This window comes from Bacillota bacterium (assembly GCA_040754315.1).
In the GTDB taxonomy this organism is placed as follows: Bacteria; Bacillota; Sulfobacillia; order DUSP01; family JBFMCS01; genus JBFMCS01.
On sequence record JBFMCS010000014.1, the window covers coordinates 93802 to 109933 of the forward strand.

The following is a 16132-nucleotide window of genomic DNA, read 5'->3' on the forward strand; positions in this document are numbered from 1 at the left end:
TAACCCGCCGCCTGGGATTGGCGCAGTCAGTATCACGGCAACCATGGCGTTAACCCGGCGTGGGGTCAGAGGACCCGGCCAGGCGAATTCCCTCAAGGTACCGGCGGAAGGAGGGGCCTATGTCCTCACGGTCCAGGGCCATTTCCACAGTGGCCCTGAGAAGGCCTAAGCGATCTCCTGTGTCGTAGCGACGGGCATCCACCTGTATGGCCCAGAGGGAAAGACCCATCCTCACCATCGACCTGAGGGCGTCGGTGAGTTCGATTTCTCCCCGCACTCCAGGCTCAGCGCCTTGAAGGGCATGGAAGACCTCGGGTTCGAGCACATAGCGGCCTGTTATGGCCAGGTTCGAGGGAGCCTTGCTGGGCCCGGGCTTCTCTATGAGGTCTGTCACCCGGGATACCCCCGGGGAGACCTGGACGGCGTCAACGATCCCATAGCGCCAGGTGTCCTCAGCACATACCTCCTGTACCGCCAGGACGCTGCCCCCCAGGATCGCCTGGGCTTCCATGACCTGCCTGATGCAGGGCACGCGGGAGCGGAATACCTCGTCCCCCAGAAGGAGGGCAAAGGCTTCATGCCCCACGTGGAACCTGGCTTGAAGCACAGCGTGGCCTAACCCAAGAGGCCTTGCCTGGCGGACGAAGTGGATGCAAGCCATCTCACCAAGCACACCGCGGGGACTGCCCTGGAGTGGCCCGGTACCTCCAGCCACAGAATCCAGGTGGTCCTCCAGGGCAGTCTTCCCCCGCCTTGTTACAATGAGAAGATCATCGAGGCCCGCTTCCAGAGACTCCTTTACAACGTACTGGATTACCGGGGTATCCACGAGGGGGAGCATCTCCTTGGGCAGCACCGTTGTGGCGGGAAGAAGCCTCGTTCCCAGGCCGGCCGCAGGTATAACTGCCTTTTTCACTGTCATTGCGCTACCTCCCCGGAAGTATCACAAAGACCTATGTTCCAGGGACCTCTCCTGGAGCACCTTAGCCCTATCCTCCCCGGTTGCCTGCGAGGGCCGAGGCTCGGGCATGACCTCCTCATACATCTGGGACACATCACTTGCCACCCGCCGCCAGCTGTACCTTTCGAGAGCCAATCGCCGCCCGGTCTTTCCCATCTCCCGCATGAGCCCCGGGTCTCCAAGGAGGTACCCCAGTGCGTGGACCCAGGCGGACACGCTGTTGTAGTCGTCCAGCACTATGCCGCAACCGTAGCCGCGCACTACCTCTGGGTTGCCTCCCCGGGCCGTGGTGACAATGGGAAGGCCTGATGCCATCGCCTCGTAGTGAGTGCGGGAGAGCGGCTCAGACCACTGGGAGGCACAGGCGAAGATGTCTGCCGCAGCATAGTAACGATGTATCTCTTGGGGTTTCACAAAACCCGTGAGGATAACGGGAACCGGCGCTTCCCCGGCCATGGCGTGAATCCTCTCCACGTAGCCGTCCTTCTCGTCCTTCCCATACCACTTGCTCCCTAGAACCAGCAAGGCCACGTCCGGGTGGCTGGCCGCCAGTTCGGAGGCGGCCTGGATCAGAAGGTGAGTGCCCTTCTTAGCATTTATCCGGTTGGAGTAGAGGATGACCCTCCGGTCCGGAAGCCCCAGGGCAAGGCGGGTCTCTTCCCTGTCCCGGGCGCCCCCCGGAGCCCAGCCCGGCTTGAAGTGTCCAGTATCAGCGCCCGAGTAGACGGTTCTAACCTTGGGTGCAGCCTGAGGGAAGCGCTGGACGAGGCGGGATGCCACGTACTGGCTCACGGTGTTGATGGCGTCTAGAGCCTCGATACACTCCTCACCCTTCTCTACGGAGATCTTGCCTTCTGCCATCATTTCGTTGTGGAGACTCAGGATCAGGCGGGTCCCAGGGAACTCCTCCCTGAGAGGGAGCACCCACTCCGGCCTGTTGAAGATGTGTATGAGTTCTGTATCCCGGTTTCTCAGGCTGGCCACCACCTGGTCCAGGTAGTGCCTCCGGCTCCGGGCGGGCACTCGGGTGAACTCCACCCCCTTCAGGACCTCGTGGTCAGGGAGCACGGGGTCATCCCGGCAAATGACGCTAATGTCGTACCGGCTTGCCAGGATGGAGCATATGCCCCAGATGTATTGTTGTATGGCCCCCCCCAGAACGGGTGGAACCGGTAGCATTTCCGTGCATATCATAGACACTTCCATGTTGGTACCTCCGGATGGCTGGTTTGTTGTTTCTATCCCAATAAAGGCAGGATTGCCTGGCGCTTGGAACGCTCAAGGGCAAAAGCTTCCTCAATCTTGGAGGCGCTGGTGGCCTTTCCCTTCCTGAAGGGGTTCTTTGCGGTGTCATGAAAGACATGGGGGAACAGCAGGTCCACGAAGAGGACCCGCTTTTCAGAATCTGATAGTGGGCGCTCCCTTTCGTATGCCTCCATCATGGCAAGAAAGAGAGGACCGTCCCAGCCCCCGCGCCGCTCCATTGCCTTGTTCGTGATCTTCCTGAGATCCCGTGCAGGCAGGTCCAGGGTGATGTCATCCAGATCGATGATCCACACACCACCATCTCCCATGATGGCGTTGCCCTGGCCGTAGTCCTGGTGACACAGGTTACCCGTGACCGAAGCCTGCTCTACCCATTGCCCGTAGCCGGAGCCCTCCAGGAGGGCCAGCGCCTCGGTGGCCATGTCCAGCATTTCTGGAGCTAGACGCTGGTAGATATGCCCAAGTGTGCCTCCGCGTTCGCTGGCCACCTGCCTCCACTCGGAGAGACGCTGGATCATGGAGGAGTAGTGATGGGGCCACTTGCCTAGTTTTGTGGACACCTGTACCCCCGCTGGAATCTTGAAGCCCTGGGATGACCTGTGAAAGTGGCCCAGGGCTTCTAAGGCCATGAACAGGTCTTCTTCCCGCTCGAGAACGAGCTGGCGACCCTCCACCCACGAAGAAAGACTGAAGGCCATCCCCTCCTCCTCAACATGCAGGGAATCCCCGTCAGGCCTGAGCAGGCATGGCACGCGGCCGCCTCGGAGTGAGATGTACTCCTGGGCACAAAGGCTGAACACCACCCTCCTGACAGGACGGGCGTGGCGTTTTAGGGCAAGGGCGCCCCTATCCGTGGCCACCAACCATATGGCCTTCTTCGCCTCTCCCTGGATGACCCTGATGTCTCTTACGATAACCGGGTATTGCGCCAGGACACACCGGGCCGTGTCAAGGAACCCGCCGCTCACCTCACATCCCCCTCCACAAGCCGCCTCACAAGGGCGACCTTCTGGTCTTCCAGTGCCACTATGGACTCCAGTTTCTTGAGAAACTTGTGCGCTGACCACTCCTTTTCCCTCTTCTCCAGGTGCTTGGTGGCTATGCCAAAGAAGAGATGAGGAAAGAGGAGGTCCAGGCCAAGCACCTTCAAGTGCTCAGGCATCAGGGGGTTCACTTCCCCGTAAAGCCTGGTCAGTTCAAGGGCAAGGTCTAGATCCCAGGCGCCTCGCTTCTTCATGATCTTGTTCAGGATCTTGCGGATGTCCCTGGCAGGCAGGTCTACAGTTAGTGAATCAGTATCAAGAACGCAGATCTCTCCGGAGGCAGTGAGTACCAGGTTTCCCGCGGCGAAGTCCTGGTGACACAGGTTCCCGGTGGCTGTGACCTGGTCCACCCAGGCACGGTACTCCCCGCCGTCCAGCCCCGCCAGGGCCTCACGGGCCATCTCCATGTGCCTTTCCAGCACTCCCCGCACTCGCCGGGCGAAGGGAGAATCGCCGGCCTCCTCAAGGTATGGATGGAGGCGCCCTACTTGGCATAGGTAGATCTCCGGCCAGGTTCCTAGGTGAGAACGCGCCTTGCTACCCGTGGGCGCTTTGAAACCCTCTGAGGCCTTGTGAAACCTGGCAAGTTCCCTCACCATCATGGCCAGTTCCTTGGGGGAAGAGTAGCTGGGGGTCCTGCCTTTCACGGCCAGTGCCAGCGTGTAACAGGTGCTGTCCACAACTGAGTAGAGTTTCCCGTCATGGGCTTTGACCAGGGTGGCCAGCCTCACTCCTCCCTTTCTCAGGTGCTCTAGCGCCGCTATGAGGAACAAGAGACGCTCCTCACCCATGGGGAGCTTCTTCAGCACCATGAGACCCTCGCTTGCCTCTACCCACCATACGGCCTTCTTTGCCTTCTCGGTCTCCTCCCTCACGTTAAACGTGGTTACAGGGTAGTTTCTGAGAACGGCATCTATAGTGTCACGGCTCGTCACCAGACGGTGCCTCCTTCCTCACATGGGAGAGTATCAGTCCTATGCTATGCAACACATCTGGATGAGGTCCCATAACACCTCGTCCTTCGGCAGGCCCCTGCCGTACCGGATCAGGAGACCTGGAGCCTCGCTGCAGGATCAAGGGCTACAGAACCCCTGGGAACACCTCAGCATATTATGCATTGTCACTTGAAGCGAGCGAGGTGGAGTTCGTGGCTTTGCACTTGGTCACAGGGGTAGCAGGATTCATCGGCTCCCACTTGGCAGAAAGGCTGGTTGGTGAGGGCAACCAGGTAATCGGCATAGACCGCAGGGAGGGAAAGGTCCAAGAGGAGCGGCACCTTGAGTGTCTCAGAAAGACCCCGGCCTTCTGTTTTGTGAGGAAGGACCTGAGGGACCTGGTTCCTCCAGACATTCCAGAGGGGACCGACACGGTTTTTCACCTGGCAGGTCGCGCTGGCGTGCGCTCCAGCTGGGATGATCTTGAGGGCTATCTCACCGATAATGTTATCGCCACCCAGCGGGTGCTGGAGGCCGCCTTGAAGGCATCTCCCAGGAGGGTGGTCCTGGCCTCTTCGTCCTCAGTCTACGGGGATGACACTCCCATGCCCGCTAAGGAGAACGCCTTGCCAGGGCCGCTATCCCCCTATGCCGTGAGCAAGCTGGCTGCGGAGAGCCTGGCCATAGCCCACTGGCGGAACTTCGGCACCCGCGTGGTCATCCTCCGCTACTTCACCGTCTACGGGCCCCGGCAGAGACCCGACATGGCGTTCAGCCAGTTCGCCAAGTGTCTTATGAAGGGGGAGGAGGTGCCGGTCTTTGGTGACGGGCTGCAAAAGAGGGATTTCACCTTCATTGATGATGCTGTAGAGGCTACGGTGCTAGCGGGGGAGCGGGGCAGGCTGGGGGAGGTCTATAACGTTGGGAGCGGGAGAGAGGTCACACTCCTGGAGGCAATCGAACTCCTTGAGGAGTCGAGTGAAGGGAAGGCGGCGATTACCCGGTTGGGCCCTAGACAGGGTGAGTCCCGCAGGACCTGGGCGGATATCTCCAAGGCCGTGATGGAATTGGGATACTCGCCCAGGGTTCATATTACAGAGGGGATAGAGCGGTTCATGGAGTGGTTCAAGGGGTCTGTAGGTCCCGAGCATGCCCTGGCACACGACGGCACTGGGAGAAGAACCCTATGAACCTAGAGGCTACATCGGGGCTCCCCGTCAGCATAGAGGAGGGGCTGCTCGCATTCAAGGAAGGCCTGGCCGGGGTCCGGGCTTCAAGGAGACGGCATCGAGACATGGCCTCCGTCCTCCTGGATCCCCCTGGCGGCCCCGGCACTGTCTACCTGGTCTACAGGGGCATTGCCCAGCCCTGGAACAGGGTCCTTTTCTGCTGGGCAGGTCTGAGGTACGATATGACGCTGGTACACCCCCTTCTCCTCGGCAGGGAGTACGCCAAGACGGTGGGCCACTATCACTCTGCGCCGCCAGGTTCCCGGCTTACCTACCCTGAGGTCTACCAGGTTCTTTCGGGAAGGGCCTGCTTTCTCTTGCAGAGGCAGGGACCAAGGCGCCAGGACACCGCCGATGTGCGGGTGCTTCTGCTGGAGGGAGTAGCCGGTGACATCGTTGTGGTCCCGCCAGGTTACGGGCATGTGACCATTAACCCGTCAGAGGAGGAACCGCTTCTTGTGGCTAATCTTGTGGCCAGCGAGGCCGTGAGCCTGTACGAACCCATGGTTAGGCACAAGGGCGCTGCCTTCTACGTGACCCCGGCCGGTCTTCGGGAGAACCCGAACTACGAGAGTGTGCCAGCGCCGGCCTGGGTTTATCCGCCGGACCCACACCAGGTAGGATTGAAGAAGGGCGTCCCCCTTTATACCCAGTTCATAATGAACCCAGTGGCATTTGACTTCCTTTCCCAGCCGGAACGCCAGGAGGCGTCCCTGGCCGGATACGCGGAGGCGCTCCAGTCTCCCGAAAACCTCGTGCCTCAACTCGCATGGCCTCTTCTGTGCCCCGGGTCTGTAGTGGATGTGCCAGGTTTGCTGTCTTCGGGTTCTGAGCCAGCAGGGTCCTGCAGGGCATAACCACCACCCCCCGGTTGGAGGGCTCCGGCACGTAGCGGCCGGGGCCCGAAAACCGTTTACGGGGAGATGAGGAATCCGGTGAGGCTACTTCGCGTTGCTGGGCTGCTGGGTGCCAGGCCTTCTGCCTTAAGGCCGTGGTTCTCCACCGAGCCGCCCATGCCTCAGAGAGACGGGCAGGTATGCTAGTCCCTCACCCTGGGTGTGCCCACAGGGTTGCGCCCGATCCCCACGTACTGGAATCCCTCCAGCGGGAGGCCTGCCAGGCAGTTCCTGCCATCCACCAGCACAGGCCTCTTCATAACGGAGCGGAGTCTAGGGAAATCCAAGTGGCGGAAGGATGGCCAAGATGTCATCAGGATAAGGGCATCGGCGCCCTCAGCCATGGAATATGGGTCATCGTAGCGCTTCACGGCGGCTACCGGGAAGACACTCGCGACGGGGTCATAACCACGGACCTCAGCCCCCGCAGATGAGAGCAGCGTAGCCACGGCGACAGAGGGGGATCCCCTGGTATCGTCCGTACCTGGCTTGAAGGCCAACCCCAGGATACCCAGGACAGAACCACTCACCCTTCCCAGGCAGCCTTGGACCTTTCTCACCACCAGCTCCCGCTGCCTAGCGTTGACCCTCTGAACCTCCTTCAGGAGCGGGGTCTCACACCCGTGGGACTGAGCCTGGTAGATGATGGCCCAGAGGTCTTTTTCCAGGCATGGGCCGCCATAGCCGGCTCCCGCCTCGAGATAGGCCTGGCCTATCCTGGGGTCGAGCCCGGCACCCCGCATTACCTCCAGGATGTCCGCGCCCAGGGTCTCACAGAGGTTCGCCAGCTCGTTGACGAGAGACACGCGGGCAGCCAGAAGCGCATTGCTGGCGTACTTGATGGCTTCGGCGTTCTCGGGGGTGGTCACCACCCATGGGGCCCTGATACCTGCCAGGGCCTCCTGGAGTACTTGCAGGCCAGCCTTGTCCCGGACTCCCGCCACTATCCTGCTGGGATTGAGAAAGCCCTGGAGTCCTGCGCCCTCCTGCAGGAACTCCGGGCAGCTCAGCACATGAGGTGCCTGGAGGCCTGCCGTGGATACGCAGCGCCGGTTCAGCTCGGCGTTGGTACCCACGGGGACTGTACTCTTCAGTACCAGGGCGGCCCCAGGGGGCAGCCCTGGGATGAGGGGGTCTAGAGCCCTCCAGAAGTGTGACATCTCAGGGGCACCGGAGGAGGACGCTGGCGTGCCCACGCAGACGAAAATAGCCTGGGTTTCCTGGAGACAAGGGATGGTGCCGAGACTAAAGACTAGCCTCCGGGCCTCAAGATGCCTGGACAGCAGTTCTCCGAGGCCAGCCTCGTGGAAGGGAAGACACCCGTGCTGGAGGAGGCCGACGCCTGTGGCATCGATGTCCGAAGAAGTGACATGGTGACCCAATTCAGCCAGTGCAAGGCTGGTAACCAGCCCCACGCGCCCTGCGCCCCCTATGACGGTAATTCTCACCTGCCTGCACCCCCGTATGGCTCTTCTGGGTACTTTATGCCTGGGAACCAGGTGTCATGATACTTTTCGTCTTCTTTGCCTGCACCCTATTTATGCCTCCAACATATAGAGTAGTAGACTGGATGTCATAGGGGGTATGCATATTGAAGTGGGTTGAAAAAGCGGTAGGCACCAAGCAAGATCTCCTAGGGTACCTGACCTCCATTTGCGAACAGTTCGGCACGGAGAGCTTGACTGTGGAAGGTCATCCCGTTGAACTTCCGGATGGGGAAATTGAGTTCAAGATCAAGTTTGAGGAAGAGGAAGAGGGCGGGAAGCTCTCCATAAAAGCCTCCTGGGTGAACTGGGGGTACGAGGAACCGGATGACGAGGAAGAAGATACTGAGGAGTAGCCCCAAAATACATGGCAGGCTGAGGCCTGCCTCTCCTTTTCCAGTGTGACCAAGTCTGGCCGCCAGGCATATGATGACTGGGCAAGGTCTTGGATTTAATACTTGTATGGGGGCAGGGGAGGCATCAACCATGCAGGGTGGCATCAGGAGCAAGGGGTACAGTGAGATAATAACCAAGGCGGTTTGTGGATTGGGCCGGAAGACGTTCAGGCTGGAACGGGTTCTTTTGATCCCCGAGGGACAATCTCCCGAAAGGGTCCTTGGGTCCGTTCTCACGCAGATCTCCAATCTAGAGGCTTCCGTACCGGAGAGGTCGGGCCCGGATGCAGCCATGGTGCCCATCTCAGGGCGATTTGACATCAACGTATGGTACGCCCACAGCGGCCACCGGAGTACCGCACTGGCCAGGGAGACGGTGCGATACACGGAGCTGGTGCCCATTACTGGATGGAGCAGCATCGCCTTGGGCGATCTGGAGGCCTCCGCGACCATGCTGAGAACGCCGGAGTGCGTTGAGTTGGGTTCCACTGGAGATAATCGCATCCGGGTCGCAGTGGAATTCACCATTCAGGCCGAGGTCATTGGGGAGACCAAGGTCCTAGTGGAGGTCTTTGACTTAAGGGACTGAGTCCTTTGCTATCCGGGAAAGGAAGTAGAGAACATGAACCAGGTTGAGGTTGGCACTTTCGGCAGGATCAAGGAGATCCTGGCGAGAGCCGTGTGCGGCGTTGGCGAGGCCAGGATCGCGAGAACCGTTGATATTCCCAGCGAGGGTTCTCCCAGGCAGATCCTGGGCACAATGGCTACCCCCTTGGAGCTGGGTGCCGTGACCGTGGATGTGTCTGGCCCAGGCAGGGTAAGGGTGGAGGGCGTTGTAGGGGTACATGTTTGGTACATGGCAGAGGAGCAAACCCACGTAGTCTCGCACTCTGTTGCCATCTCGGAGGATATACCCTTAACACTCCTGGGAACAGGGTGTTTCGCGTTCTCGGCTCCAACGGTTCAATGCGACCCTGTTTCGGTCTCCGCCCAACCCCGAGGGGCAGCCATAAGGCTCCAGGTGGCGACCAGGGTAAAGGTGGAAGTGGTGGGAGAAGTGAGGGTGGGGGTACGAGCGTTTTCCGGTGGAGCCGTGGCTCCTGCGTTGGAGGCCCCAACGGTTGAATCCGGAATTGAGACGAACTTGCAGGAAGACCTGGACGTTGGTGATTGGGAGGATGAGGACTGAGGCCGCCTGGATGACCTGGCTTGCCCTCGTAATTTTCCATGTCGGAGCTGGCTGAACCCTCACTTGAGCAGCAACGGACGCCAACGCTCGTGACAAGTGTAAACAGGGAGGGTTAGCTCCGTCCTACCCTCCCTGATTTGTTGCCACTGCCCGGGAGCATGTTCCGTTCTCTGCCCACCTGCTGAGCCATGGTCTGAAGCTTATGGTTTTGTCACGCAGCGAGATCCTCAACATCGGTCTCATCAGGCGGGAAATCCATGATGATCCAGTACTTCATCAGCAAGTAGTACGCAATGGCCGCTGACGGGGTTCCAATATACCACGACAATTCGATGTCTATTAGCGCCATGAGAAAGCCTACGACCAGGGCGATTATGGCCGCAGGGTTGAAGCCCTTTACGTACGTGAATGGACCGCCCTTATCATAGAGGGTTGGAAGGTTCAGTCTTCCTTTGCGGATGAGCCAGTAGTCCACAACCATTATGCCGAATATGGGCCCAAGGAAGACCGAGTATATCTGCATGTAAAGAAAGAAACCTTCCGCTGTGACAATGTACCAGGGGAAGGTCAGAAGAACGAGGCCTCCCGCCACGAGGCATGACACTGGCCACTTCCAACCGAAAACTTCCATGAACGCATTGGCCGGGGGCACTACGTTCAACATTAGGTTCGTGGTGAACTGAGCAGCGACTATGAAGAATAGGGAAATAACCAGAACCGATGTGGTTGGCATGTACATCACAAGAACATCGATGGGGTTCCATTCCCCTGTGGCTCCAGCCGCTATAAGGCCGATCCCCGCCATGAAAATGGTGGCTGGCAGGATTCCAAGGAGGTGAGCCCAAAAGAGTCCTTTAGGCCTGATTCTCCGGTCGACGTGCCGGGTGTAGTCGCCTATATTAAGCATGAGCGTTGTGTATATAGCGATGAACGCCATGACACCGACCCAGAAGGGGCGCCCCCAGGTACCAGGGATCCGGATTACCCGCTCCTCCAGCTGCAGGCCAAATTGTCCCACGATCTGGCTCGCCATCCATACGAAGGCGAAGATCAAGAAGATGGCCCCAATTACCTCCACCCACTTGATGGATTGGAAGCCCGCCATCGAAAGAACTATCTGGAATATGAGAAACAGTGCGAAAACCAACACGATATTCTCGAACCCCACCAGCGCCTTCAAAATGCCGTTGAGCGCCAGTGCACCTATCCATGTCTGTATGCCGTACCAGAAGATCGCAGGCGTCGCCCTGATCAGGGCTGGGATCTTGCAACCCGAATAGCCAAAGGAGGCTCTCAGCTGGACTGCCATGGGAATCCCGTACTTGTGCCCTGGCATGCCGTTCAGCGTATACATGGCAGCGACCACTATCATGGAAACCACCATTGCCACAAATGCCTGTGTCAGGTTAAGACGTCCTACCGGCGGAATCAAACTGGCTCCCAGCATGAAGTACCCGATGAACACACAGCCCGCAAGCCACATGAGAATGTACTCCCAGTAGTTGACCTGGCGAGCCTCCGCCGGGATCGGGTTCAGTGTGTCTGAAAGTCTTGTGATCAACTCGCTCTTGGTCTCGGTCGCCTTTGCTGCCATCATTGATTCCTCCTTTCAAGTAAGGGTCAGAGCCTCAGGCGCATTCGCACAGTCTTAAAAGCACCTCAGAGAAAACGTCTATGCCCTGGTAAATATGCTCGTAGGATGTATTTTCCTCTGGGACGTGGCTGCGGCCCACAATGCTTGGCACGAATACCATAGAGGTTTCTACAAGCTGCGCCATGATCGCAGCATCGTGAACGGCCCCGCTTGGCATCCACATGTGCGGGAGTCCTTTCTCCAGCGCCACCTTCTCGGTCAGCTGCCCGATTCTGGAAGATAAGAGTACAGGTTCGGTCCGGGGTTTCAGCGACACTGTAGTATCTAACCCTCGCTCCTGGCCTATCTGCCTGCATGTGGCATCAACCGCAGAGGCAGCCTCTTGAAGCCAGGAAGCTTCCGTATCCCGGACATCTACAGTGAAGTGGCAGTATCCAGGGATTACATTGCTGATGTTAGGTTCGCACTGGATTTTGCCCACGGTACAGACAGTGCGCGGCCCTGATCGGTTGAGGGCGATACCCTCTATACTGGTGATCATGGACGCTGTGCCTGCTAGGGCGTCCTTGCGACGCTTCATTGGAGTGGCTCCCGCATGGTTTGGGATTCCCCGTACCTCCACACTCATCTGCTGTATGCCAGCGACCGCCTCAACAATGCCGATGATCTTGCCTTCCTGCTCGAGAACCACACTCTGCTCTATGTGGATTTCAAGCATGCACTTGATGCTGTTCCGGTCAAATACCTGGCTGTCGCGTGGACGGAGGCTGGCATGAGCGAGTGCCTCAAGGTAGCCTACAGAGTCCGAGTCCTTAAGGGCAAAAACCACCTCCCTGTCTAGAAGGCCGGCCAGGGCCCGGCTTCCAACGAGCACCTGGCCGAACCTGGCGCCTTCTTCCTCGGCGAATACCGTCACGAGGTACGAGTGGTTGGGCCTCAAGCCTTCCTCGCGGATCCGGCGAGCTGTCTCCAGGGCGGCCACCACACCAACCACACCATCGAATTGCCCTCCGCAGGGAACGGTGTCCAGGTGAGAACCCGCCATGACAGCGGGCAGTGACGGGTCACTTCCCTCAAGCCGTGCAAACAGATTACCGAAACCATCACACCACACTGACAGGTCGGCCTTGTGCATCTCTTGTATCAGGTACTGCCTCGCTTTCTCATATTCCGGGGTAAATGTGAGGCGAGTAACCCCTTGACTGGGCGTCGCATTGAACGAGTTTATCTGAGATATGTCACGTACAATGCGGTCATAGTCTACGGGCATAAGCACAACCTCCTCCCATATCTATGCCCCGTTGGCGAGTTAGCGGCAGTGTGAGCCCTCTATTTTCCCATAGGCCGCTCCAAATGGCTCTCCCTTGAGGGGTTTCCCTTGTCCGGGCTCTCCAACGAATTTGCCATCATCCACGGAAAGCCGGCCGCGAAGGAATACCTTTTCCGCCCGTCCTTTTTGCTTCATGCCCTCGTAGGTGCAGTAGTCCCCTCCCTCGAGGCTTGTTTCAATACTCATCACGCCTTCCCACTTCGGGTCAAGGATTACCAGGTCGGCGTCAGAGCCTACAGCGATGTCCCCCTTTTGAGGGAACAGCCCGTTGAACTTGGCAGGTGCGGTGGAGTAGAGGTCCACAAGCTTCTGGCGAGTGATCCTCCCGGCCTCAACCCCATAAGTCCAGAGCACTGCAAGGCGGTACTGGACACCCGGCGCGCCGTTGGGGATCTTGGTGAAGTTCTCCTTCCCCATATGTTTTTGTTCTTTCCAGTCAAAACCGCAATGATCGGACCCGATCACTTGCAGCCAGCCCCGGTCGAGGGCTTGCCATAGCGCCTCGTGATGCTCAGGCGAGCGCAGAGCGGGAGAGCAAACATATTTCGCACCTTCGAAATCAGGTCTCGCCAGGTTGTCGACACTCAGTGTGAGATAGTGTGGACAGGTCTCCCCGTAAGCCCGGATCCCCCGGATATATGCATCCCTTATCGCCTCCATTGCCTCCCGGCAGGTGACGTGTACCACAAAAATGGGCGCTTCGGCCATCTTAGCTATCGCCATTGCGCGGGCCGTAGCTTCAGTCTCTACTGCGGGAGGCCGTGACACCGCATGGTACTTCGGCTCTAACTGGCCCGCGGCAACACACTGTTTTTGGAGGACATCTATGACATCCCCGTTCTCCGCGTGGACCATGATGGTTAGGCCAGCGTTCTTAGATGCCTGGAGGGCCCTGAAAAGGGTCGCATCGTCCACCATAAACGGTGTTCCCTTGTACGCCATAAATAGCTTCAGGGTGGGTACGCCGTCTTCGGGTAGCCTGGGTATTTCTTCAAAGAGGGTCTCGTTAACATCCATGACCATGCCGTGGAAAGCGAAATCCACTACTGCCACGCCTTCGGCCTTTTCTTCGGAGTGCTTGCGGATCGCATCTCTGATGCTCATTCCGGCAGGCTGAGGAGCAAAATCCACAACTGTAGTGGTGCCTCCGACTATGGCTGCGGTGGTTGTCTCAAATCCACGAGTCCAGGTACCGCCAAAGGGCAGGCCAAAATGGCTGTGCTGGTCAATACCGCCCGGCAGAATGTAGCGGTCACTGGCATCAATGATCTCCTCGGCACGCCCCTCCAGGCTTTTTCCAATTGCAGCAATCTTTTCGCCTTCAATAAGTATGTCTGCTTTTTGCTCTCCCACGCTCGTTACGACAGTTCCGTTCTTGATGAGCAGGCTCACTGTCTGTGCACACTCCTTCCAGATGGATTCTAGTTTCCGGCTAGAAGCGCTCAAATGCACGATCCTTCCTTTACGTCACCTCCACTGGCTGTAAAGATCTTGACCTGTGCTGGATCAAGTCCTGGCCTTACGTCGTTTCTCTTCATGAAAATCTGCAAGAAACATACCAGGAAAGGAACAACCGCAGGCAGTCTCTGGCCTGCGGTTGTTTAGAAGAGCATGCACCGAGGGCGATGCTGCCAGGCATCGCATATGGCTACAAGGCATCACCCGGTAGAATGAGGGCGCGTTCTAGGGTGACATGCCGTAACGTCGGAGCTTTCGTACCACGGTGGACTGGTTAATTCCCAGCAAAGCGCTTGCGGACCTCGTGGAATGCCCCGCCTCCATCGCTTTTTTCAGGAGCTGTCTTTCCACAATCTCAATAGCCTCCCTTAAAGGGACCACCTGTTTTACACTAATAGCAGGTGTATCGGAGTCACCGTGCAGCATCTGGTTGACTTGAGAGGCTGTTACAAGGTTGGTGTCAGACATCACAACCAGCCGTTCGACCAGGTTCTCGAGCTCCCGGATATTGCCCGGCCACTGGTGTGCTTTTAGCAGCTTTCGCGCGTCTTCGGACAGCGTGACGGAACGGTTAAGGCGGCTGTTGAAGCGCTCCAGGAAGGTTCGCACTAGTCCCGGCATCTCATCAAGCCTCTCCCTCAATGGCGGGATATCAAGGCGGAGAACGTTAAGCCTGTAAAAGAGGTCTTTCCGGAAGGCGTTCTCCTCAACGAGTCTTCTGAGATCCTGGTTGGTGGATGCAATTATCCTCACATTTGCTTTCAACGGCAGTCTACCGCCTACCGGGATGAACTCTCTGTCTTGCAGGATGTGGAGCAACTTGACCTGCACAAAAGGAGGTATCTCGGCAATCTCGTCAAGAAGAAGCGTACCCCCTTCCGCCCTTTGAATGAGCCCTTCTTTCCGAACTGAGGCTCCTGTAAACGCCCCTCTTTCGTACCCGAAGAGCTCTGATTCAAAGAGGGTCTCCGGGATCGCCGCGCAGTTTATCTTGATAAAAGGCGCCCTGGCCCTTGTACTCTTTTGGTGGATTTCCCGTGCTGCTACTTCCTTGCCCGTGCCGGATTCGCCGGTAATCAGAACCGTCGAATCCACAGCGGCCGCTCTGTCAATTGCCTTCTGCCACGATGCCTTTCCAAGGCAACTGGGGAGGTGCTGCCTTTCGAACGCTTCAAACCTGTAGTTATCCAGCAGCACCTGAGCCTCCGCGATCCTGCGCCGGAGCTGCTCAGGACTGCTGATGTCCCTCGAGAAGTTCACAACCCGGCTGATACGCCCTGCCGCATCCCAGACTGGAATTCCGGTGACAACCAGGAGATGATTGCTCTTAGTTCTCTGGACCAGTGTTCTGGGTGAGCCCGTGTCAAGTACGGCCAGTGTTACCGACCTGCTGAGCACGCGGTTATCTACGAGATCTTTCACATTCCGCCCAATGAAATCTTGCTTAGGAACACCGAAGAGTTCCTCCATCCTTGATGTGGCTCGCACTCCTGTTCCGTGCCCGTCTGTCACCGTGACCAGATCATAGGACAGGGCGAGTATCTCTTCCATTGCCTCGCACATACCTTCCGCAAAAGATAGCGGTGTAGTCTTGCTGGCGCCGAGCACCTCGATAATGGCACAGGTCTCGCGCTTACCTTCCGCGAAGGTGATTCTGAGCCGATGACCGCGGACTGTGGTATAAAAACAGCCTTTCCCAGGGCGCTCGAGCGAGCCCTGGCGGCTAAAATCGGGGAAGAGGCTGTGAAGGGTCTCGCCCAGGGGCGCCCGCCCTGTTTCATGAAGCAGGGCTTTGGCCGCAGGATTAGCCTGAGTAATGGTATTTCCGGAATCTACAAATATCGCGGGAAATGTGGGATGATTCCATACGACCTTTATCAAGTCCATGATGACCATAGAGCTGACAGGCGAAAGACTCGTTATGGATGCCGTTATCGCGGCATAAATCTGCCGGACAGGGTCTATATCCGGTATTACCATTTCGATCACTCTCTTCCTCCAGAGTACCCTTGCCTCGAACGTGGCAAGCGTGCTAGGCGGTGGGAAAAGGAAGAAAGCATCAGGCTAGCTACGTATACTTCTACGAGTACTATGAAACCGAAGCCTTAATCTGGCTTGCCTGTATTGACGCAGGGGGTCTTGACAGGTTCGATTCCGCCATCTACAGGGACCGGCACGAGAAGATGAGAGGGAGCGTGCTTCGCTTGTGTAAGACGGCAAAGTGACGCCGGGCTGGACTACCGAAAGAGCCATGTCGATTTCCACACCTCTAGCCCACGGAGTGGAAACTCACTCGGTCCCCATTCTTACCGCATCGGCAGGTGGTATCAATAGTATCACTGGACGATTGTC

At 58.0% G+C, this 16132-nt stretch carries 14 protein-coding genes; 5 read left to right on the forward strand and 9 right to left on the reverse strand.

The window, feature by feature from the left end; translation table 11 throughout:
• Positions 1-49: 49 nt before the first annotated feature.
• From AB1576_02895 to AB1576_02910, 4 genes are read right to left on the reverse strand one after another with little or no spacing between them, the layout of a single operon-like run.
• Positions 50-922, reverse strand: coding sequence for a UTP--glucose-1-phosphate uridylyltransferase (locus AB1576_02895; protein ID MEW6080738.1), 873 nt, complete (start codon positions 920-922; stop codon positions 50-52).
• A gap of 21 nt (positions 923-943) precedes the next feature.
• Positions 944-2167: a glycosyltransferase family 4 protein gene (locus tag AB1576_02900; protein MEW6080739.1), complete on the reverse strand. Its 1224-nt coding sequence runs from the start codon at positions 2165-2167 to the stop codon at positions 944-946.
• 32 nt (positions 2168-2199) lie between these two features.
• Positions 2200-3195, reverse strand: a complete 996-nt coding sequence (locus AB1576_02905) for a CotS family spore coat protein (protein ID MEW6080740.1) — start codon at positions 3193-3195, stop codon at positions 2200-2202.
• Entirely contained in the window at positions 3192-4205 is a 1014-nt protein-coding gene (locus AB1576_02910; protein MEW6080741.1) for a CotS family spore coat protein, read from the reverse strand. Before AB1576_02910 ends, AB1576_02905 begins: the two co-directional genes overlap by 4 nt.
• A gap of 212 nt (positions 4206-4417) precedes the next feature.
• Here AB1576_02910 and AB1576_02915 point away from each other — a divergent pair, with 212 nt between their 5' ends.
• Complete coding sequence (locus AB1576_02915) at positions 4418-5395, forward strand: NAD-dependent epimerase/dehydratase family protein (GenBank protein MEW6080742.1); 978 nt, start codon at positions 4418-4420, stop codon at positions 5393-5395.
• Positions 5392-6291 (forward strand): glucose-6-phosphate isomerase family protein, encoded by a 900-nt coding sequence (locus tag AB1576_02920; GenBank protein MEW6080743.1) that lies wholly within the window; start codon positions 5392-5394, stop codon positions 6289-6291. The genes AB1576_02915 and AB1576_02920 overlap by 4 nt, the downstream gene beginning before the upstream one ends.
• Positions 6292-6473: 182 nt before the next feature.
• Here AB1576_02920 and AB1576_02925 read toward each other — a convergent pair whose 3' ends face one another.
• A complete protein-coding gene (locus tag AB1576_02925) occupies positions 6474-7778 on the reverse strand; it encodes a UDP-glucose/GDP-mannose dehydrogenase family protein (protein MEW6080744.1) in 1305 nt (434 codons plus the stop codon).
• Positions 7779-7921: 143 nt separating this feature from the next.
• Here AB1576_02925 and AB1576_02930 point away from each other — a divergent pair, with 143 nt between their 5' ends.
• From AB1576_02930 to cotE (AB1576_02940), 3 genes are all read left to right on the forward strand, one after another.
• Complete coding sequence (locus AB1576_02930; protein MEW6080745.1) at positions 7922-8170, forward strand: amphi-Trp domain-containing protein; 249 nt, start codon at positions 7922-7924, stop codon at positions 8168-8170.
• Between the two features lie 130 nt (positions 8171-8300).
• Complete coding sequence (gene cotE, locus AB1576_02935; GenBank protein MEW6080746.1) at positions 8301-8798, forward strand: outer spore coat protein CotE; 498 nt, start codon at positions 8301-8303, stop codon at positions 8796-8798.
• 33 nt (positions 8799-8831) lie between these two features.
• Positions 8832-9398, forward strand: coding sequence for an outer spore coat protein CotE (gene cotE / locus AB1576_02940; protein MEW6080747.1), 567 nt, complete (start codon positions 8832-8834; stop codon positions 9396-9398).
• A 211-nt stretch (positions 9399-9609) separates the two neighbouring features.
• On the opposite strand, the gene AB1576_02945 is transcribed toward cotE (AB1576_02940), so the two are convergent.
• The 4 genes from AB1576_02945 to AB1576_02960 form a co-directional block, all read right to left on the reverse strand.
• Positions 9610-10992, reverse strand: coding sequence for an NCS1 family transporter (locus AB1576_02945; protein ID MEW6080748.1), 1383 nt, complete (start codon positions 10990-10992; stop codon positions 9610-9612).
• A gap of 34 nt (positions 10993-11026) precedes the next feature.
• A complete protein-coding gene (locus AB1576_02950; GenBank protein ID MEW6080749.1) occupies positions 11027-12262 on the reverse strand; it encodes a M20 family metallo-hydrolase in 1236 nt (411 codons plus the stop codon).
• Positions 12263-12301: 39 nt separating this feature from the next.
• The gene (gene hydA, locus AB1576_02955) at positions 12302-13714 is read right to left on the reverse strand and encodes a dihydropyrimidinase (GenBank protein ID MEW6080750.1); all 1413 of its coding nucleotides are present in this window, start codon (positions 13712-13714) and stop codon (positions 12302-12304) included.
• Between the two features lie 291 nt (positions 13715-14005).
• On the reverse strand, positions 14006-15760 hold the full coding sequence (locus AB1576_02960) for a sigma 54-interacting transcriptional regulator (protein MEW6080751.1): 1755 nt from the start codon (positions 15758-15760) through the stop codon (positions 14006-14008).
• Positions 15761-16132 lie beyond the last annotated feature (372 nt).

What these genes read in the sequence shown, in the direction of transcription:
- AB1576_02895 (MEW6080738.1), bottom strand. Translation starts at nt 922, where the DNA reads ATGACAGTGAAAAAGGCAGTTATACCTGCGGCCGGCCTGGGAACGAGG.
- AB1576_02900 (MEW6080739.1), bottom strand. Translation starts at nt 2,167, where the DNA reads ATGGAAGTGTCTATGATATGCACGGAAATGCTACCGGTTCCACCCGTT.
- AB1576_02920 (MEW6080743.1), top strand. Translation starts at nt 5,392, where the DNA reads ATGAACCTAGAGGCTACATCGGGGCTCCCCGTCAGCATAGAGGAGGGG.
- cotE (MEW6080746.1), top strand. Translation starts at nt 8,301, where the DNA reads ATGCAGGGTGGCATCAGGAGCAAGGGGTACAGTGAGATAATAACCAAG.
- cotE (MEW6080747.1), top strand. Translation starts at nt 8,832, where the DNA reads ATGAACCAGGTTGAGGTTGGCACTTTCGGCAGGATCAAGGAGATCCTG.
- AB1576_02945 (MEW6080748.1), bottom strand. Translation starts at nt 10,992, where the DNA reads ATGGCAGCAAAGGCGACCGAGACCAAGAGCGAGTTGATCACAAGACTT.
- AB1576_02950 (MEW6080749.1), bottom strand. Translation starts at nt 12,262, where the DNA reads ATGCCCGTAGACTATGACCGCATTGTACGTGACATATCTCAGATAAAC.
- AB1576_02960 (MEW6080751.1), bottom strand. Translation starts at nt 15,760, where the DNA reads ATGGTAATACCGGATATAGACCCTGTCCGGCAGATTTATGCCGCGATA.